This is a genomic window from Vibrio casei (assembly GCF_002218025.2).
Lineage (GTDB): Bacteria > Pseudomonadota > Gammaproteobacteria > Enterobacterales > Vibrionaceae > Vibrio > Vibrio casei.
Map to the genome: position 1 here is coordinate 593,553 of NZ_AP018680.1, position 17,444 is coordinate 610,996.

Below are 17,444 nucleotides of genomic sequence, written 5' to 3' on the forward strand. Positions count from 1 at the left end.
TTTTATGCTGATTGTTCAGAGAGTGGTTATGATAACATTATTGAACATGCGGCAAATGAATGACCTCACACTTTGCCCACATATCTTGAAGCGCGCGCTTTCTTGAATCAAAAATAACCGTGAGGTTGCCTAATCCAAATAGAGATGTTGCTATGCGGATAATAGATTGAATAAACGAAATAGTGCTTCCATCTTCATTTTGAATTCTTAATTTCCACGCCCGCATTCCCAAAGTTTGACCTTTCATCCAAAAGAAACTTAAAAAACCAGCCCATACAAATGCGACGTAAGCATGAAAAAACCAACTCCAAATAGGGTGGTGATTAAGAACATCGCTAGCATCAGCATAAGAGCCGTAGCTAATTACGCCCAGAGAGAGCAGTGCTTCCATCGTCGCAATAACAATACCAACCGCAATCATTTCTACAGCAATGATAATTAATGCATCATAGAGAATGGCGGCAAAACGGCGAAATAAACCAGCAGGTTTTATTGAATGAGTTGGATTCATAATACTTTTAGTTAACAAATTTGTAAGCAGAATAGCTATTTGTTTTCGGTATTTAAAGGACTAAAGTGTATCTAATAAGGATTTATGGTGAAATTATCAGCGATTGAATCAAATTCAAAATTTAACACTTGCACAGTCATGTTCCATACGTATAATTCCACACATTCCTGAGCAATAATCATGAAGGTTGTTTTTCATATTGCTTGGGAACATAAAATGGCGGTATGGTGAAATTGGTATACACGACGGATTCAAAATCCGTTGCCTTCGGGCGTGGCGGTTCAAGTCCGCCTACCGCTACCAGATTTAAGAATTAAGACGTCCTAGGGCGTCTTTTTTTATGCCTGTGTTTTTCTGTCTATTATTACCGTTTTTGTTCCCTCCCAGAAACTTAGTAAACTGATATCTTCCGCTTTATTGGAAACTTTTAATTCCTTTTATGCCTTCGTAAACTAAGTTTATTGCCTTTCATTTGTGATTACCTCACGACTTCGATTTTGACTAAATAGTTGGGATTCATTATTTTTCTTCATTTAATGACGTGAAAGATTAAAACTATCGAATTCTGTCTATATAGGTGATCTTTTCTTTGCACGATCAGAAGGTTGTGTGAATGATTTGATATAAAAATATTTTCATGCCTTTCTTACGATAGTCAGGCTAAGGTCAAGTTGTAAGCTGTTTTGTGAGGACTTTGACAAAACCGTTCTTAATGAATGAATTATTTTTAAATTCAACTATCTTAGATACAGATTGTTACATTTATGGTAATGAATTCCAGCCTGTCGTTTACTCTGTTATCTCCTTTTATACTGCTTTTGAAAGCGTAATACGACCTTATAAATTGGCTTTCAGTCAGTTTTGATGCTTGTAAATAACTCGGGGAAATTATGAAAACAGTTTCAATAGTCGTACCTTGTTTTAATGAAAGTGAAGTTATTGATACAACGGTTGCTGAGTTGCTATCAGTGACAAGGAGTATTGAGAATTATCAATTTGAGATAATTTTTGTGAATGATGGAAGCTCTGATAATACTGAAACGAAATTACTGTCCTATAGTCAGCAATATGACAATATTCGTATTATCTCTTTTTCTCGTAACTTTGGGCATCAACAAGCAGTAAGTGCTGGACTGGACGTCAGTTCGGGTGATGCCGTGGTGTTGATTGATGCTGATCTGCAAGATCCGCCTAAGTTGATAGCGGATATGATCGTAAAGTGGGAAGATGGTTTTGATGTGGTTTATGGTACTCGTTCAACCCGTCAAGGTGAGTCAAAATTCAAGTTAGCTTCGGCGAAATGCTTTTACCGTACGTTGAATTATTTATCAGAAGTACCGATCCCATTAGATACGGGGGATTTTCGTTTAATGGATCGTCAAGTTGTTGATCATCTTGTGGCTATGCCTGAGAAATCTCGTTTTATCCGTGGAATGGTAAGTTGGATTGGTTTTAATCAAACCTCGATTCATTATGAGCGTTCTGCTCGTTTCGCGGGTGAATCTAAATACCCACTCGTTAAAATGCTGAAGTTTGGCATTGATGGTATTTTATCTTTCTCGGTTAAACCACTTAAGCTTTCGATAATGATGGGCTTTGCTTGTTCAGGCATTGCATTGCTGATGTTACTGTATTCTGTTTATGTTCGTTTGATGACGGAACATTGGGAATCCGGTTGGACTTCGATTCTCGTCTCTATATTTTTTATGGGAGGAGTACAACTGATCTCTATTGGAATTTTGGGTGAATACATTGCACGTATTTACAACGAATCTAAAGATCGTCCGTTATACATTATTAAGAAGAACAGAGTGCTTGATGCGGCAAAAGTCGATGAAACGATTGAATAATCTAATTTATACTGACTTTAAACAAAAGGTTCGCTTTGGCTTGGTTGGTGCGATTAATACCGTGGCTGCTTATATGGCGTTTGTGGTTTTATATCAGGTTTCCGGCCAATATATTCTATCTTCAGTACTTTCATACTTTGTTGGTATGTTGGTCAGTTATACTTTGAATCGCCGCTTTGTGTTTAATAGTGACGTTAAAAAAGGGCAGTTTTTACCTTTTTGTATTGTGAATCTTACTTCACTTGGTTGCTCAACGGCTGTTTTGTATTTGATCGTGCATTATGGCGGGGTCATGGTTTATCTCGCGCAAGCATTAGCTGTGTGTTCGTCCATGGTGATTAATTACCTTGGTTACCAAAAAGTATTTACCAATGGTGTTTCTATGCAATTAATTGCTCCCTTTTTATACTGTGACAATAATCGAATAGATTGGCAGAAAGTAGCCAAGTGGGGCTTATTTATTGTCTTGGCTGCTGTGACATTATTTAATGTTCAAATGTCAGTGGTTTCTAATATTGCTCATGATGCTTTACCTTATATGGAAGGTTACAGCGATAAGTTTGTGTCGGAAGGGCGTTGGATAAATTTTGCCTTGTTTTATACGTTACGAGCGGTACCTTCGCCTATTGCTGTTATTTTATGTGATTCTTTTATCTTTTATTTTGGCTATCGATTGGCATTAGGTGTTAGAAAAGATACTTGGTTGGCACTGTGTTTTGGTTTATTGATCGTTAACGTACCTTATTTTACCATGTTGTTTAAGTGGCCAATGACCTTAATCCCAGGTTGCTTGATGCTTGCTTTATTCGCTAATATTAAAGATAAGGTTAATTCATACACCTTATTAATTGTTTCTGGTATCTTGTTGTTCGCAACATATCCTGCATTCTATTTTTTAATGCCTTTGTTGTTTCTTTCAAGTTTAAGCCGTTCATCGTATTTTGATATATTCAAGTTCTTATGTGTATGGGCTCTTGGGTACATTTTTGGTTATATCGTCGCAAATGGGCTTGTGTACTCCTACACTTATTTCTTTTTAGATCATGGTAGCTTCATTGAGTTCGCCTCTTGGCGTCGCGCTGAACCTTTAAATAGTCTCGCCGGGTTGGCCGAGAATGTAAAAAAAAGCTCAGGAAATTTTGAGCGTAATGCTCTGTATATTTCAAATTTAAGTCCATGGCTTTATTTCCCGATTTTATTGACATCACTTTGGGCATTAAAGAATCATGTAAAATATACAATTATTGTGTTTCTAGTGGTTATTTCAATTTACGCAAGTGTGATTGCAATGGGCGTAACGGTTCCATTGCGCTCCGGCATTACTTTACCGATTGGTTTAAGTATGATGCTTTTACTTGTGAGTAATAAGGTTTGGCGAATTGTTACTTTACTTTTATTGTTTATTTCATTTGCTTATCAGATGCATGATTATAACTCTGGTTACACTAGCAGTAGAACGACGATGGCTTCTATCTTAGAAAAAAATGATTCCCAAGGCTATTTAAAGCAGCCTAATCAGTTTAAGAAAGTAGTCGTCAGTGTTGATCAGGTTAAAACCAGTGATTATATGCATCAAGTAACAGGTTCGAATGCATTTAAGACCTTATCTAATTTACGGTATCACTTTATTCAACCATATCTTTATAAGCAAGGTTGGCCGAGATCTAAAATTGAAATGGTGAAAGCCTCTCATGATACGATTCGTGGTGTAGCTACTATTAAAAAAGAAGAGGATGTACTGTTTATTTATATTGATTAAGCATTTTTCATTTCACTAAAGCCTCCACCTGAATCTGTGGGGGCTTTTGTTATTTTGCCTATGCCGAAACCTAGATTATTTGAGTTATAGAGCGCATGATGTTAAATCTATAACGTGTTATTTAACGAGAGCAAAAAAAGGGATGAGTATGAAGCAAATAAAAAATAAAACATTACTGGCCTCAGTCTTAACCGATGGAAAAGGGCTGCAAGTATTCAACCCATTTGATAATAGCTTAATTGCAACCATTCCCGTTTCTTGTCAGTCAAGGGTTGAACAAGATGTTCTTGATTTAGACATTGGGCAAAAAGTATGGCAGAAAATGCCTGCAGCTGAACGTTGCCATTTATTAAAAAAATGGAACCAATTAATTTTAGAAAATGAAGATGATTTAGCCCGTTTGATTACTCTTGAAGGTGGAAAGCCTTTAAAAGAAGCATTAGGTGAAGTTAGGTATGGCGCTTCGTTTATTGAGTGGTTTGCTGAAGAGGGGCGCAGAGCTTATGGTTCAACCATACCCTCACCGAGTAATGACAGAACGTTATTAACCGTTAAACAAGCGATTGGAGTCGCGGCGGCGATTACTCCATGGAATTTTCCACTGGCGATGATCACGCGTAAAGCGGCACCTGCTTTGGCTGCTGGTTGTAGCTTTATCTGTAAACCTTCGGAATCAACGCCTTTGACCGCTTTTGCTGTTACAGAACTCGCCTATCAAGCTGGTATTCCTAAAGATGTTCTACGCATGGTAATGGGCGAAAATGCACATGATGTCGGAGAAGTATTTACTTATCATTCTTCTGTTCGTAAGTTTTCTTTTACTGGTTCAACGTTGGTTGGCAGAAAATTACAAATGCAATGTGCTTCAACTATTAAGCGTACTTCAATGGAGTTAGGCGGAAATGCTCCTTTTATTGTTTTTGATGATGCTGATATTGATAGCGCAATAGAAGGAGCGATGGCCAGTAAGTTTCGTAATGCCGGGCAAACTTGTGTGTGTGCCAATCGTTTTTATGTTCAAGATGCGGTGTACGATGAATTTGTTGAAAAGCTGGTGATTGCCGTTGATAAGCTTAAGGTCGGAAATGGTTTGGATGAAGACACCAATATTGGCCCTCTAATTAGTATGGAGGCGAAACAACGCGTTTTAGATTTGATTGAAGAGGCAAAAGGAAGAGGTGCGAAGCAAGTTAACCGAGAGCAAAAGTTAGGTGGTCAGTTTGTTGCTCCAACTGTTTTGGTTGATGTCGAGCATGATAGACCGCTTGTTCAAGGTGAAATATTTGGTCCAGTTCTCCCTATCATTCGCTTTCATGATGAAGAAACCATGATTGATATGGCAAATGATACCATCTATGGACTAGCGTCCTATTTCTATAGCCAAGATATGAATCGAATTTGGCGTGTTGCTCATCGTCTTGAATACGGCATGGTAGGTGTCAATGAGGGGGTTATCTCAACTGAAGTGGCGCCATTTGGTGGAGTGAAACAATCGGGGAATGGTCGTGAAGGTGCGAAAGAAGGCCTAGAAGAATACCTAGAAACAAAATATGTGTGTATTGGTGGGTTGGAAAGATAACTTGTAAACCACTCAATGCTTAAAGGTGTCACTCGATGAATAAGAGGATCGTTTGTAATTCGATTCTCTTGCTAGTGTGAGTGGAGTTAAAGAATGTTGTTCATAATTCCGAAATTTACAATACGCAGAGCATAAAAAAGCCTCATCGAATGATGAGGCTTTCAAAATGGCTCCCCTTGCAAGACTTGAACTTGCGACATACGGATTAACAGTCCGCCGTTCTACCAACTGAACTAAAGGGGAATTATTTTTTATTTCTTTTAATCAATAGTAGTTAAAAGAATGGTGCCGACTACCGGAATCGAACTGGTGACCTACTGATTACAAGTCAGTTGCTCTACCTACTGAGCTAAGTCGGCCCAATGATTATTTAAATATTTTATTCAAATAACTGTAATTTGGCTCCCCTTGCAAGACTTGAACTTGCGACATACGGATTAACAGTCCGCCGTTCTACCAACTGAACTAAAGGGGAATTATTCTTTTATTTCTTTTAATCAATAATAATTAAAAGAATGGTGCCGACTACCGGAATCGAACTGGTGACCTACTGATTACAAGTCAGTTGCTCTACCTACTGAGCTAAGTCGGCACACTGTATTTTTTAAATATCTGATGTCTTTTAATCAAGACACCAAACTATAAATAGTGGTGCCCGGAGGCGGAATCGAACCACCGACACGAGGATTTTCAATCCTCTGCTCTACCGACTGAGCTATCCGGGCAACGGGGGGTATTAAACGGTTTTTCGAGGGTAAGGTCAATACTAAAATATAAAAAAACGTTCGTTTGAACACTTTATAGTCGCTATTGTGTATTTATTCGCACTTTGAGGATGAAAAGTCTTATTTTTATTCAAGTTATACCGCGAGTATTCGACTGATAAAGTGAATTAAATACAGGGGAAGTGATCATGAATAAAGGCTTTGGTGGTGATTTCTTTGTTTGTAAGCAAAAAAGAAAGGCTAAACTGGGGGAGAATACTCCAAATGGGGTTGGTTAATAGGAAAAAAGAGACAACGAAAAACGTTGTCTCTAGGAAGCGTTTATAAAGGGCGTTGATCCGCTAATTGAATGACCCAAGCGGCGCTGCTATCAGGTTGCTCACCTTGATTCCACCATTGCGCTTTATAACTCGATTCTTGGAAGAGAACGATATCGCCTGATGTGTAAATAGTATTATCTTTCCATTCTGTATTGGTAGAGGCTTGTGAACCTTCCCATGCACTTGATACACCTGGTTCATCTCCTTTTGTCCACCATTTTGCAGTATAAGCTATCCCTGAAAACACAACTGTGTCACCGAGGTTATACGCGACATCACTTTTCCATGTTGTTTCAGCTGTATTATCGCTGGTGGCTGTAATAGCTATAGTGATGGATGCTTTGCTTGTTGATATTGGATCGCCAACAGAGACAGTGAGAACGTCACTTAAGTCGGATGTGGTTTCTGCTGCTTGGTAGTTAATGGTAATACTGCTGTCGGTTTTCGCAATAATATCGCCTTTATCGATACTAAAGATGAGTGGATCACCATCAACATCATTTGCTGACACATCAAAGGTTATACTTTCACCGCCGCTTACGTTTAATGTTGAAGGTGCCGTGATCACCGGAGCATTATTGCCGCTTTTTACTTCAAGCCTATGGGTGTAATGGGTATTGGTTAAGTAAACCAAATTACTATAGAGGTCTTGAACTTGGTAATCGATGGATTCTGAGGCTGAATTCTTCAATCCAATTTGAACTTGTTGTGGGTACTCTTGATTAACAAGTTTGGCCAAGTCTTCAGCCCAAATGCTTTCAGTTTCGTTCGTAATGGGGAATTTTTCGAAAACGATCTCGTTACCATTTTCATCAAACACCCTAAACCACACCGTATCACCGACTATTGCATTGGCTGTTGATGCAAGATAGTTACCGCTACTTATCCATTGTTCAAGATAGTTATCAGGATTGCCACTATCATCTGGGTTGTTAAAACGGATATCACTGCAGTTATAAAAACCTTCACCAGCCGGATCTTGACGCTGCCAACGGCTATAAATAACTGCATTGCCAGTTCGATCTGTGGGTAGCATTACTTCCATTTGGTAATATTTATGACCATTTAATTCAACCGTTGGGATATTCCCAAATTCTGCAATCAGATCTAAATCAGACCAAGCAAGTGGCATCGTCGATGAATCGTAATTTGCTTTGCTTAGATAGATCTTCCAAAAGCTAGGGTTATGAGGCGTATTAGCTCTATATTGAAGTGTTATTTTTCCTTGATTACTTAAATCGATGTTTGTTTTTTTCCAATCCGGAGAAGGGATGTTTATTCCTTGCTTGGCTTGATCTCCAGCTGAACATAACTGGCCATCGGGAATGGCGACTTCGACAGCGGCTTGGCTATTATAGTTTGATACCAAGGTTGAAAATTCAGGCTTTTGAACAAAAGGTGTCCAGCTAGATGCTAAAAATGCAGTGCGACAGGCTGCATTAGGTATGGTGCTTCCATCGACTGAATCCCAATAGCCACCATCAATATCGCATAGTTGTTGTCTAGCAGCAGGGTAATCCATATAACCATGGGCTTGTACTTCGCTAGCAAGTAAAGCAAGACCAATTAAACTTGGTGTAACACTTAAGGAAAAAGGGGAACGTTTCATATTCATCTCCATTTAAAAATGATAAACGGAAGCGAGTGTGGTCGGGGATTGAGAAAATGCAGAATTAAGATTTGTTAGTTTGAATGGTCATTCCAATTTTTATTAGGCATGTTTCATATTTGGGGAATAAATTGAGGAGTGAATTCTAAATATGTCTGGATTGACAGAAAAATAACACAATATTGAAATATTTGGATCTATGAGGTTTTGTGAAGGTTGTTTCTATAAATTAGGAAGCAATGACGTAAAGGACGGTTGGGAAAGGTAGATATGAAAAAAGCCTCATCAAGTGATGAGGCTTTTAAAGTGGCTCCCCTTGCAAGACTTGAACTTGCGACATACGGATTAACAGTCCGCCGTTCTACCAACTGAACTAAAGGGGAATTGCTCTTTTACAATACTCACCAATGTGAGTATTCAAAATATGGTGCCTCGAGGCGGAATCGAACCACCGACACGAGGATTTTCAATCCTCTGCTCTACCGACTGAGCTATCGAGGCAAAAGATGGTGCCGACTACCGGAATCGAACTGGTGACCTACTGATTACAAGTCAGTTGCTCTACCTACTGAGCTAAGTCGGCACACTATATCTTTTACTTTTTACTTTTGCTGCTGTTTGTTATTTCATTAAATGAAAATAGAACACCAACAATATAAAATTGTGGTGCCCGGAGGCGGAATCGAACCACCGACACGAGGATTTTCAATCCTCTGCTCTACCGACTGAGCTATCCGGGCAACGGAGCGCTATTAAACGGATTTTATGCCTAACCGTCAACAGGTTTTTGTAAAAAAAGCGAAAAAAACGTTTGTTTGCTGTGAATTTGAGCAAAAAAAATAATTTCTCTGATTTTTGTTAGAATATTTCTATTTTTCACTAAATAAATTTCAACTTATTTTTGTGAGTTAAACTCCTTTTGATAAGCGGTGACTTTTTCTAAGTATCGTCTGGATTCTGCATTAGGGTGTTTTTTGGTTAGCGCCCAATAAACTTGATTTGGTGATAAATTATTCAATTCACGCATGGCTTGATTACGGTTCGAATCGAACGTATTTAATACCCCTCCAGTGCCTCCGTTATACGCTGAAATCATACTGTATTCTTTAGATGTGGGGTTTTTCACCGCTTTTAAATAACGCGTCTTTAATATGTAGAAATATGCCGTTCCGGTATCAATGTTATTGGTGGGGTTATACAGGTACTCTGGTGTTGGGATACCGGATCGCCCTTTTACTAAATTAAATACATCATGTCCTGCGGTTTTTGGCACAATTTGCATCAGGCCATAAGCATTTGCCCAACTGACTGCATAAGGATTAAAACTACTTTCTGTCTTGATGATTGCGTAAATCAAATCTTCAGGAATTCCATATTTTTTTGAAGCATTACGCACAATCTCCGCATATTGGTAGCTGCGAAGTTTCACGTGATTTTTTACCATGGGAATAGTAACGTAGTAAGATTTTTTAAAGTCTATTTCACGAGTTTTCAATTTGTTTTCGATTAAATAATCGGCAAACTGATTGGCTCGCCAAGACCATTGGACTGATTGACCATTTTGATCCACGACTTGATCGGATAAAAAAGGTTTACCGCCCATCGCAATTTCTTTGGAAGAAAACAGATCAACATTTGCTGGGTTATTAGGGGTCAATAAAGTGGTAACGATGGCGTGTTTTAAGTGGGCTTTAGGCTCTGTTGAAGCGATAGTTTCGATCGTCACGGTGCCATTATCAAAATCCACATCAGCTCGGTTTAGATAACCATCAGTGTATTTTACGTAGGTTTTTGCCCCTGCCATTTTAATATTACCTTTACCCCATTTATTAGCCACTTGCCCTGAAAATTGATTCATTAAGCTATCAAGCGCATCGATATCTTTAGCAAATTGTCCGGGAAGTGGGGCGAGGTTTTTTGCAAAGCGATTAGACGGTGTGTAATTCACGTCATAAACGCTTTCAATAAATTCACGGCTACAGCCAGATAAAAGTAACACGGTAAGAATAAAGAGGTATTTTTTTCTGTTCATTTTATTTGAATTCAATACAACAAGCTATAGGACGGTTGCAAGCGTGTTTACTGTTAGGAATCTTTCACAATAAATTAGCCACAAAATAAAACAGGCATTGCCATGTTTACCTTGCAATGCCTGCCATAAAATTTATGTGGGTAACTATACCTGATTATTCACTTGGAGGGGTATAACCATCAATGATCACATCTTTACCTTCAAAAAGGTAATTGACCATCTCTGTTTCCAAAAGTTTACGGTGTTCAGGATCCATCATGTTGAGTTTTTTTTCATTAATCAGCATGGTTTGTTTGTGTTGCCATTGTCCCCACGCTTCTTTGCTAATGTTATTAAAAATACGTTTACCTAAATCGCCAGGGTAAAGTTGAAAGTCTAAACCTTCAGCGTCTTTTTTTAAGAAAGAACAATAAACGGTGCGGCTCATAGGAGCTCCTTGCGAGTTTTTAATTAATCTTTGAGTACAAAAAGTCAGGTTCTTCATTATTACAAGATAAAGCAGTTGAGCTGACTTTTTAGGTTGGGACAAGTTATATCAAAGTAAGCGCTTAGCTTCCATCATCACTTTGTGTTAGATGACTTATTTAATGAATTAGCATATTAAATAGTTATTCTTCAGTAATGGTTCCCTTGAATATATTTAAGTTCATAAGGCAAGCTTTGTAATAATTGTTTTACTGGCGCCGCTAAACCGATTTTTTTTGGATCGGATAAGTCATACCAAAGCCCAATGTTATCTTCCATGATTACGTTGGGCTTTTTGGTTAACTCGATTAAAATTGGGGTGATATCTAAATGATAATGGCTGAACGTGTGTCGAAATGTGTTTAACGTTTGTTTTCTTTTTATTGTGTCCTCATGGATGACACGAAGATTGAGCTGATATTCTATTGCATCGTTTTCGTGTTGAGGAAAACAGAATAATCCGCCCCAAATACCACTTTGTGGACGTTGTTCTAACCAGATTTGATTATCGTGATGGAGCATGACAAACCAGGTTTCTTTGACCGGTTTTTCTTTTTTCGTTTTTTTGCCGGGAAATTCTAATTGCCGTTGTTGCGCTTTTGCTTGGCAATACTCACTGACGGGGCATAAGTCACATTTAGGTTTACTGCGAGTACAAACTATTGCGCCCATGTCCATCATGGCTTGGTTGTACTTATCAACATCGTTTTTAGGCGTGTTTTTTTCAGCGATTTCCCATAGGGTATTTTCGACCGTTTTTTGTCCTGGCCAGCCTTCAATTGCAAAGCTGCGGGCTAGTGTGCGTTTTACATTGCCATCTAAAATGGCATGAGGTTGCTTATACACGGAAGATAATATTGCCGCTGCCGTAGATCGCCCTATTCCGGGTAACGCATTCATTTGTTCAATATTGGTCGGAAATTTACCGTGATACTCTTGAGCTACAATTTGTGCGGTTTTATGTAAATTTCTCGCGCGAGCGTAATAACCAAGGCCTGTCCATAAATGGAGTACTTCATCTTGATGTGCATTCGCCAGCTCGGTTACGGTTGGAAAACGTTCTAAAAAGCGATGAAAATAAGGAATAACCGTTGTTACCTGTGTTTGTTGCAACATAATTTCAGATAACCAAACGGTATAAGCGGTTTTGTTTTGTTGCCACGGCAGGGTTTTACGGCCAAAGTTTTCATACCATTTTAAAATGGCATCAGAAAATGCGGTCACGGATTGCTCTTTATTGTAATTTTAGTTAGATCAGATTGCATCATAGCTGTCACGTGAAGTAAACCATGTCAGTCTGTTCTTTCTTTGGTTTATTGAAGTTATTGGTCTGGAATAAAGTGGTAATATTAACGATAAAAGCTTGCACCTTGGGCGTATCTTTGGATAATTCCCGCTTATATTTTCTTTTAAATTTAAACCTTCAGGCAAAATCATGACAGAAGTAACCAAACCACAATTAACCGAAGATGGTAAAATTGTAAGACGAATTCGCAGTTTTGTTCGCCGTGAAGGACGCTTAACCAAAGGTCAAGAAAACGCGATCAATGATTGTTGGCCGAGTATGGGGATTGATTTCATTGAGCAACGGCTTGATTGGAATGACGTGTTTGGTAATGACAACCCTGTTGTGCTCGAGATTGGTTTTGGCATGGGCGCGTCTTTAGTCGAAATGGCTCAAAATGCACCAGAAAAAAACTTTCTAGGTATTGAAGTTCATAGTCCTGGTGTGGGTGCTTGTTTAGCCTCAGCACAAGAAGCGGGTGTGACCAACTTACGAGTAATGTGTCATGATGCAGTTGAAGTCTTTGAGCATATGATCCCAGATAACAGTCTAGTAACATTACAACTGTTCTTCCCTGACCCTTGGCATAAAAAACGCCACCATAAGCGACGTATTGTACAGTTAGGTTTTGCTGAGATGATCCGCAACAAGCTTATTTTGAATGAAGGCCTTTTCCATATGGCGACGGATTGGGAAAATTATGCTGAGCATATGGTTGAAGTGATGAATGAAGCGCCGGGCTTTGAAAATATTGCTACTGATGGTGACTTTATTCCCCGTCCAGATGAGCGTCCGCTAACTAAATTTGAAGCGCGTGGTCATCGTTTAGGTCATGGTGTGTGGGATATAAAATACCGCCGTACTGTGTAGTTATTAATATTCAGTAGGATGATGTAAGCGAGAGGTTTTATTCCCCCGCTTTTGAACTAACACCAAAAGCCAGTCGCTGATGCCGCTGGCTTTTTTTCCCTAAAGGAGATGGTATGCCACAAGCCACGAAAGAGTTATTAGCCGATATACTGGAACAAGTTCGACCTTTAATTGGTAAAGGTAAGGTTGCTAATTACATTCCTGCGTTAGCGTGCATTCCTAATGATAAGCTGGCGATTGCTATTTATACCAATGATGGAGAAGTGATTAAAGCTGGCGATGCTGATGAAGCTTTTTCAGTTCAATCGATTTCCAAAGTATTAAGCTTAACCTTAGCAATGCAAATTTATGACCCAGAAGAAATTTGGTCTCGAGTAGGAAAGGAACCTTCAGGACAGGCATTTAACTCTTTAATTCAGCTTGAGGTTGAACAAGGCATACCACGTAATCCATTCATCAATGCCGGGGCGATAGTGGTAGCCGATATGCTACAAACACGCTTGTCGGCGCCTAGGCACCGTTTATTGGAATTTGCTCGTCAATTATCTGGTGATACTCATATAGTTTATGACAAGATAGTGGCCGCTTCTGAAATGCAACACAGTGATAGAAATGCCGCGATTGCTTACTTAATGCGATCTTTTGGAAACTTTGATAATGAAGTGATTCCTGTGCTGAATAATTACTTCCATGCTTGCGCATTAAAAATGAGCTGTGTGGATTTAGCGAAAACGTTTAGTTATCTCGCTAATCAAGGCCAATCAGTACAAACGAAAAAACAAATCGTCACACCTAATCAAACCAAACGTTTAAATGCATTAATGGCTACGTGTGGTTTATACAATGGGGCGGGCGAGTTTGCATTTAAAGTCGGCATGCCAGGTAAATCGGGCGTTGGTGGGGGGATTGTGGCAGTGATACCGGGGGAAATGAGCATTACTGTATGGTCGCCAGAGTTGGATCAAACGGGCAACTCATTGGCCGGGACGGCGGCGCTTGAATTGTTGTCGACCGAATTAGGGCGTTCTATTTTTTAGAAAATTAAAACCTAAACGATAAAGCGCTATCTCAATTAATAATTATTCGGTAGAGCTTTATTGATCGACATTAACTTTTTTTCTAGGGTTATGCCTTAATACTGTGATGTTTTAATCCGAATTGTATTGTTCATAAGTTATGCAAATGCCCAAGCGCCGAAAGGTACTTGGGCATTTTTTATCAACTAATGTTCAGATGCGTTATTCTGTATCTAACATAAATCCTGCAATCAAATCATTGAAGAAAAGCTTCCCTTTTTCAGTGATTTTCCAATGCGATACTCTATCCGTTAGGTAGCCTTGATCTAATGCCCAGTCTATTTCGTTCTGAATATCGGTTAACATTAAACCAGTACGTTCAGTGAATTCTACTTTTGGGCAATCTTCAATTAAGCGAAATCGATTCATGAAATATTCAAATGGGCGCTCTTCGGCTTCCACCAATGTTTCGGCGTCTAAATACAGTTTCACTAAGTTTTGATAGGCGGCTAAATACCCTTTTGGGTGCTTAACTTTTGTGGTGCGAATGATTCGCCCATCATGAAAGCTTAGTTTTCCATGTGAGCCACAGCCTATTCCTAGGTAGTCACCAAAATGCCAATAGTTAAGATTATGTCGACATTGATAACCAGGCTTGCTGTAGCCTGATATTTCATATTGTACGTAACCTGCATCGGTTAATCGCTGGTGGCCTTGTTCGAAAATATCCCACAAATCATCATCGTCAGGTAAAACGGGAGGTTTTGAGTAAAATAAGGTATTAGGTTCAATCGTGAGCTGATACCAAGATAAGTGGTAAGGATTGAGTTCAATTGCTTTGTCTAAATCCGCCAGTGCTTGTTCTTGGCTTTGATTGGGTAAACCGTGCATCAAATCCAAATTAAAGCTGTTCAAACCTATTTTATGGGCAAGATGAGCGGCATTTATCGCTTCTTCTTTACCATGGATTCGACCTAAAGCCGCTAGTTTCTCATCTTCAAAACTTTGCACCCCGATGGAGATACGATTGACACCTTGTCGTTGGAACTCGGCAAAACGTTCTGCTTCAATGGTACCAGGGTTCGCTTCCATGGTAATTTCAATGTTATCTTCAAAAGGAAGTTTCGCTTCAATACCTCGTAGCAAGCGGCCAATTTGTTCTGGTGAAATAAGGCTCGGCGTACCACCACCAATAAAAATAGAATGCAGTTTTCGTGGGGTATTTTGTAATTGATACTTTGAGATATCAGTCGATAAATCTTCCAGTAAGGCATCAATATATTCTATTTCTGGAATGGTGCCTTTTTGAGCGTGAGAATTGAAGTCACAATAAGGACATTTTTGTACGCACCAAGGGATGTGTACGTACAAGCTAAGTGGTGGTGGGATAATCAAGCGATGGCCTTATTGGATAAATTGTGGTGAATCAGCCAAGGTGGCAAACAATTTTTTTAGTGCTTTACCACGGTGTGATAATTCTTTTTTACGAATGGGATCCAATTGAGCCGATGAGCATTCATTTTCCGGTACCCAAAATATAGGATCGTAGCCAAAGCCATTGTCGCCTAACGCCTCATTTAATATCTTACCTTCCCACTGCCCATGACAAACGATAGGTGTTGGATCATTTTCATGTTTCATTAAAACCAATACGCAATGAAATCTTGCGCTTCGTTTGGCTGCTGGAACGCCTTTCATGGTTTCTAATAGTTTATCTAGGTTTTGTTGGTCGCTCGCTTTTTCTCCAGCATAACGAGCAGAATAAACTCCCGGAGCGCCTTTAAGGTAATCAACTTCTAAACCGGAATCGTCAGCAATGGCTGGTAAACCCGTTTCTTTGGCGGCATGACGGGCTTTGATGATGGCATTTTCAATAAAAGTCGTACCCGTTTCAGCTACTTCTGAAACGTTATATTGGCTTTGCGCTTCGACATCAAAGCCAAAGTCAGACAGTAAGTCTGCCATTTCTTTTACTTTGCCTTGGTTGCCAGTAGCAAGAACGAGTTTTTTCATTATTTATCCTATGACCTAAAAAGGCGTTATTCTTCGGTATAAAATTTTTGAGTAAAGCTAATTGGGCCACTGCCAGTATTGCCCGCATCCACATTAATATTAAAGGTTAGACTTTCTTCATTACTAACTGGAAATTCAGTAAGGTAATAAATCGCATTGCCTTCTTTAATTGGTTTGAATTTAAGTTGACGAGTTTGGCCTATTAAGTTCCTAGTGGTGCCAGTAATGTTAGCATTAATTGCCGGTTTACCTAGTTGGCTTTTATCCAGAACGCTAATGTTTAGAATGGCGGAATAGCCATTGCGTTTTAACTTATATTGTGTTGCAACTTCAGGGGTAATCATGGTTGAGTTGAACGCAGAATAATGGATTTCACTGTTTTTTATTGTTTTAAATTGTTCAGCGTAAGTCGGCATCGTTACCATGATGGATAATAATGCGATGAGTGCTTTTTTCATTATCATCTCCTTAGATGTTAATTGGATTTGATGAAGTTAGTTGGAAAGTAGCGTTTGTATTTCACTGGGTATTTGCGCAGGTGAGGTAATTCGAATTGTTTTATGACGACCCAATTCGCCTTTTTCTATGCAAACACCGCTTTTGGCTACTTTGAATTGTTTGGCTAAATATTTGGCAAGATGAGCATTTGCTTTGCCATCAACTGGTGGTGCAGTGATGGCTATCTTCAGTTCGTCACCATGCAAGCCGATGAGGTTATCTCGGCTTGCTTTTGGTTGAATATAGACTCGTAGAACAATATCGTCTCCGACGAGTTGCACCGCTTGTGCCATTATCGACGAAGCATCACGGTTACATAAGTGTCCATGATTATAATTGGAACCAGATAGGCCCAACTAAATCGCCAATTAAGTAATTCGCAAATTGCAAAATTAAGAATAAAACCAGCACACTTAAATCAAAACCGCCCATTGCCGGTAATATATTGCGAATTGGCGCGAGCATAGGTTCAGTTAACTGCACCATGACATATTCGACAGGGCTACGGCCTTGGCTGACCCAGCTTAAAATGGCGCGAAGTAATAATACCCAGAATAGAAGTCCACCAATGGCTTTTAAGAGTGATAATCCTCCCCAAACTAAAAAGGTCATATCAAATACAAGCTGACCATTTGAAATAAGAATGAGGGCGATGAATTTTAGTACGCTTAGCACATAGGCAAAAAGTATCGTGGCTAGATCAACATTACCCACAGATGGAATAATACGGCGCAATGGCCCCACAATAGGTTGAGTTGCTTTTACTACAAATTGTGAAAATGGATTATAAAAATCAGCGCGAGCGATTTGTAGCCAAACGCGCAAAATCACGACCATGATGTATAGGTCGAATACCGTTGAGACTAAAAAATTCAAAGAGTTCATTCACGAAAGCCTTGTTGTTGATTAATG

General features: G+C 39.2%; 15 protein-coding genes and 10 tRNA genes. 6 read left to right on the forward strand and 19 right to left on the reverse strand.

What is annotated here, in order from left to right; genetic code table 11:
• Positions 1-37: 37 nt before the first annotated feature.
• A complete protein-coding gene (locus tag VCASEI_RS02880) occupies positions 38-511 on the reverse strand; it encodes an RDD family protein (protein ID WP_086960655.1) in 474 nt (157 codons plus the stop codon).
• A 218-nt stretch (positions 512-729) separates the two neighbouring features.
• On the opposite strand from VCASEI_RS02880, the gene VCASEI_RS02885 reads away from it, so the two are divergent.
• The 4 genes from VCASEI_RS02885 (at position 730) to VCASEI_RS02900 (ending at position 5,699) form a co-directional block, all read left to right on the forward strand.
• Positions 730-814 (forward strand) — tRNA-Leu (locus VCASEI_RS02885).
• A 587-nt stretch (positions 815-1,401) separates the two neighbouring features.
• Entirely contained in the window at positions 1,402-2,361 is a 960-nt protein-coding gene (locus tag VCASEI_RS02890) for a glycosyltransferase family 2 protein (RefSeq protein WP_086960653.1), read from the forward strand.
• Positions 2,345-4,120 carry a GtrA family protein gene (locus VCASEI_RS02895; protein WP_226983380.1) on the forward strand — a complete coding sequence of 592 codons (1,776 nt, stop codon included), beginning with the start codon at positions 2,345-2,347 and terminating at the stop codon, positions 4,118-4,120. Before VCASEI_RS02890 ends, VCASEI_RS02895 begins: the two co-directional genes overlap by 17 nt.
• Positions 4,121-4,268: 148 nt before the next feature.
• Positions 4,269-5,699, forward strand: a complete 1,431-nt coding sequence (locus VCASEI_RS02900; RefSeq protein WP_086960649.1) for an NAD-dependent succinate-semialdehyde dehydrogenase — start codon at positions 4,269-4,271, stop codon at positions 5,697-5,699.
• A gap of 167 nt (positions 5,700-5,866) precedes the next feature.
• On the opposite strand, the gene VCASEI_RS02905 is transcribed toward VCASEI_RS02900, so the two are convergent.
• The 13 genes from VCASEI_RS02905 to mutY form a co-directional block, all read right to left on the reverse strand.
• Positions 5,867-5,942: transfer RNA gene (locus VCASEI_RS02905), tRNA-Asn, on the reverse strand.
• Between the two features lie 40 nt (positions 5,943-5,982).
• A tRNA-Thr gene (locus tag VCASEI_RS02910) sits at positions 5,983-6,058 on the reverse strand.
• Between the two features lie 40 nt (positions 6,059-6,098).
• Positions 6,099-6,174, reverse strand: a tRNA-Asn gene (locus VCASEI_RS02915).
• Between the two features lie 41 nt (positions 6,175-6,215).
• Positions 6,216-6,291, reverse strand: a tRNA-Thr gene (locus VCASEI_RS02920).
• Between the two features lie 57 nt (positions 6,292-6,348).
• Positions 6,349-6,424, reverse strand: a tRNA-Phe gene (locus VCASEI_RS02925).
• A 321-nt stretch (positions 6,425-6,745) separates the two neighbouring features.
• Entirely contained in the window at positions 6,746-8,353 is a 1,608-nt protein-coding gene (locus tag VCASEI_RS02930; RefSeq protein ID WP_089110557.1) for a lytic polysaccharide monooxygenase, read from the reverse strand.
• Between the two features lie 307 nt (positions 8,354-8,660).
• Positions 8,661-8,736: transfer RNA gene (locus VCASEI_RS02935), tRNA-Asn, on the reverse strand.
• Between the two features lie 42 nt (positions 8,737-8,778).
• A tRNA-Phe gene (locus tag VCASEI_RS02940) sits at positions 8,779-8,854 on the reverse strand.
• A gap of 6 nt (positions 8,855-8,860) precedes the next feature.
• Positions 8,861-8,936, reverse strand: a tRNA-Thr gene (locus tag VCASEI_RS02945).
• Between the two features lie 81 nt (positions 8,937-9,017).
• A tRNA-Phe gene (locus VCASEI_RS02950) sits at positions 9,018-9,093 on the reverse strand.
• Between the two features lie 155 nt (positions 9,094-9,248).
• On the reverse strand, positions 9,249-10,385 hold the full coding sequence (mltC, locus tag VCASEI_RS02955) for a membrane-bound lytic murein transglycosylase MltC (RefSeq protein WP_086961701.1): 1,137 nt from the start codon (positions 10,383-10,385) through the stop codon (positions 9,249-9,251).
• A gap of 154 nt (positions 10,386-10,539) precedes the next feature.
• Positions 10,540-10,812, reverse strand: a complete 273-nt coding sequence (locus VCASEI_RS02960; RefSeq protein ID WP_086961699.1) for an oxidative damage protection protein — start codon at positions 10,810-10,812, stop codon at positions 10,540-10,542.
• Positions 10,813-11,000: 188 nt separating this feature from the next.
• Positions 11,001-12,074 (reverse strand): A/G-specific adenine glycosylase, encoded by a 1,074-nt coding sequence (gene mutY, locus VCASEI_RS02965; protein ID WP_089110556.1) that lies wholly within the window; start codon positions 12,072-12,074, stop codon positions 11,001-11,003.
• Between the two features lie 211 nt (positions 12,075-12,285).
• Here mutY and trmB point away from each other — a divergent pair, with 211 nt between their 5' ends.
• Together trmB and glsB are read left to right on the forward strand one after the other, a co-directional pair.
• Positions 12,286-13,005 (forward strand): tRNA (guanosine(46)-N7)-methyltransferase TrmB, encoded by a 720-nt coding sequence (gene trmB / locus VCASEI_RS02970; protein ID WP_086961695.1) that lies wholly within the window; start codon positions 12,286-12,288, stop codon positions 13,003-13,005.
• Positions 13,006-13,118: 113 nt separating this feature from the next.
• On the forward strand, positions 13,119-14,042 hold the full coding sequence (gene glsB, locus VCASEI_RS02975) for a glutaminase B (RefSeq protein ID WP_086961693.1): 924 nt from the start codon (positions 13,119-13,121) through the stop codon (positions 14,040-14,042).
• A gap of 201 nt (positions 14,043-14,243) precedes the next feature.
• Here the strand turns inward: glsB and hemW are convergent, their stop codons facing one another.
• Genes hemW through VCASEI_RS03000 form a run of 5 tightly spaced genes read right to left on the reverse strand, consistent with a single transcriptional unit; the run spans position 14,244 to position 17,417 of the window.
• Positions 14,244-15,416 carry a radical SAM family heme chaperone HemW gene (gene hemW, locus VCASEI_RS02980; RefSeq protein WP_086961691.1) on the reverse strand — a complete coding sequence of 391 codons (1,173 nt, stop codon included), beginning with the start codon at positions 15,414-15,416 and terminating at the stop codon, positions 14,244-14,246.
• A gap of 9 nt (positions 15,417-15,425) precedes the next feature.
• Entirely contained in the window at positions 15,426-16,034 is a 609-nt protein-coding gene (locus VCASEI_RS02985) for an XTP/dITP diphosphatase (RefSeq protein ID WP_086961689.1), read from the reverse strand.
• A gap of 26 nt (positions 16,035-16,060) precedes the next feature.
• Positions 16,061-16,492, reverse strand: coding sequence for a DUF4426 domain-containing protein (locus VCASEI_RS02990; protein WP_086961687.1), 432 nt, complete (start codon positions 16,490-16,492; stop codon positions 16,061-16,063).
• 36 nt (positions 16,493-16,528) lie between these two features.
• Positions 16,529-16,825, reverse strand: a complete 297-nt coding sequence (gene yggU / locus VCASEI_RS02995) for a DUF167 family protein YggU (RefSeq protein ID WP_086961685.1) — start codon at positions 16,823-16,825, stop codon at positions 16,529-16,531.
• A gap of 37 nt (positions 16,826-16,862) precedes the next feature.
• A complete protein-coding gene (locus VCASEI_RS03000) occupies positions 16,863-17,417 on the reverse strand; it encodes a YggT family protein (protein WP_086961683.1) in 555 nt (184 codons plus the stop codon).
• Positions 17,418-17,444 lie beyond the last annotated feature (27 nt).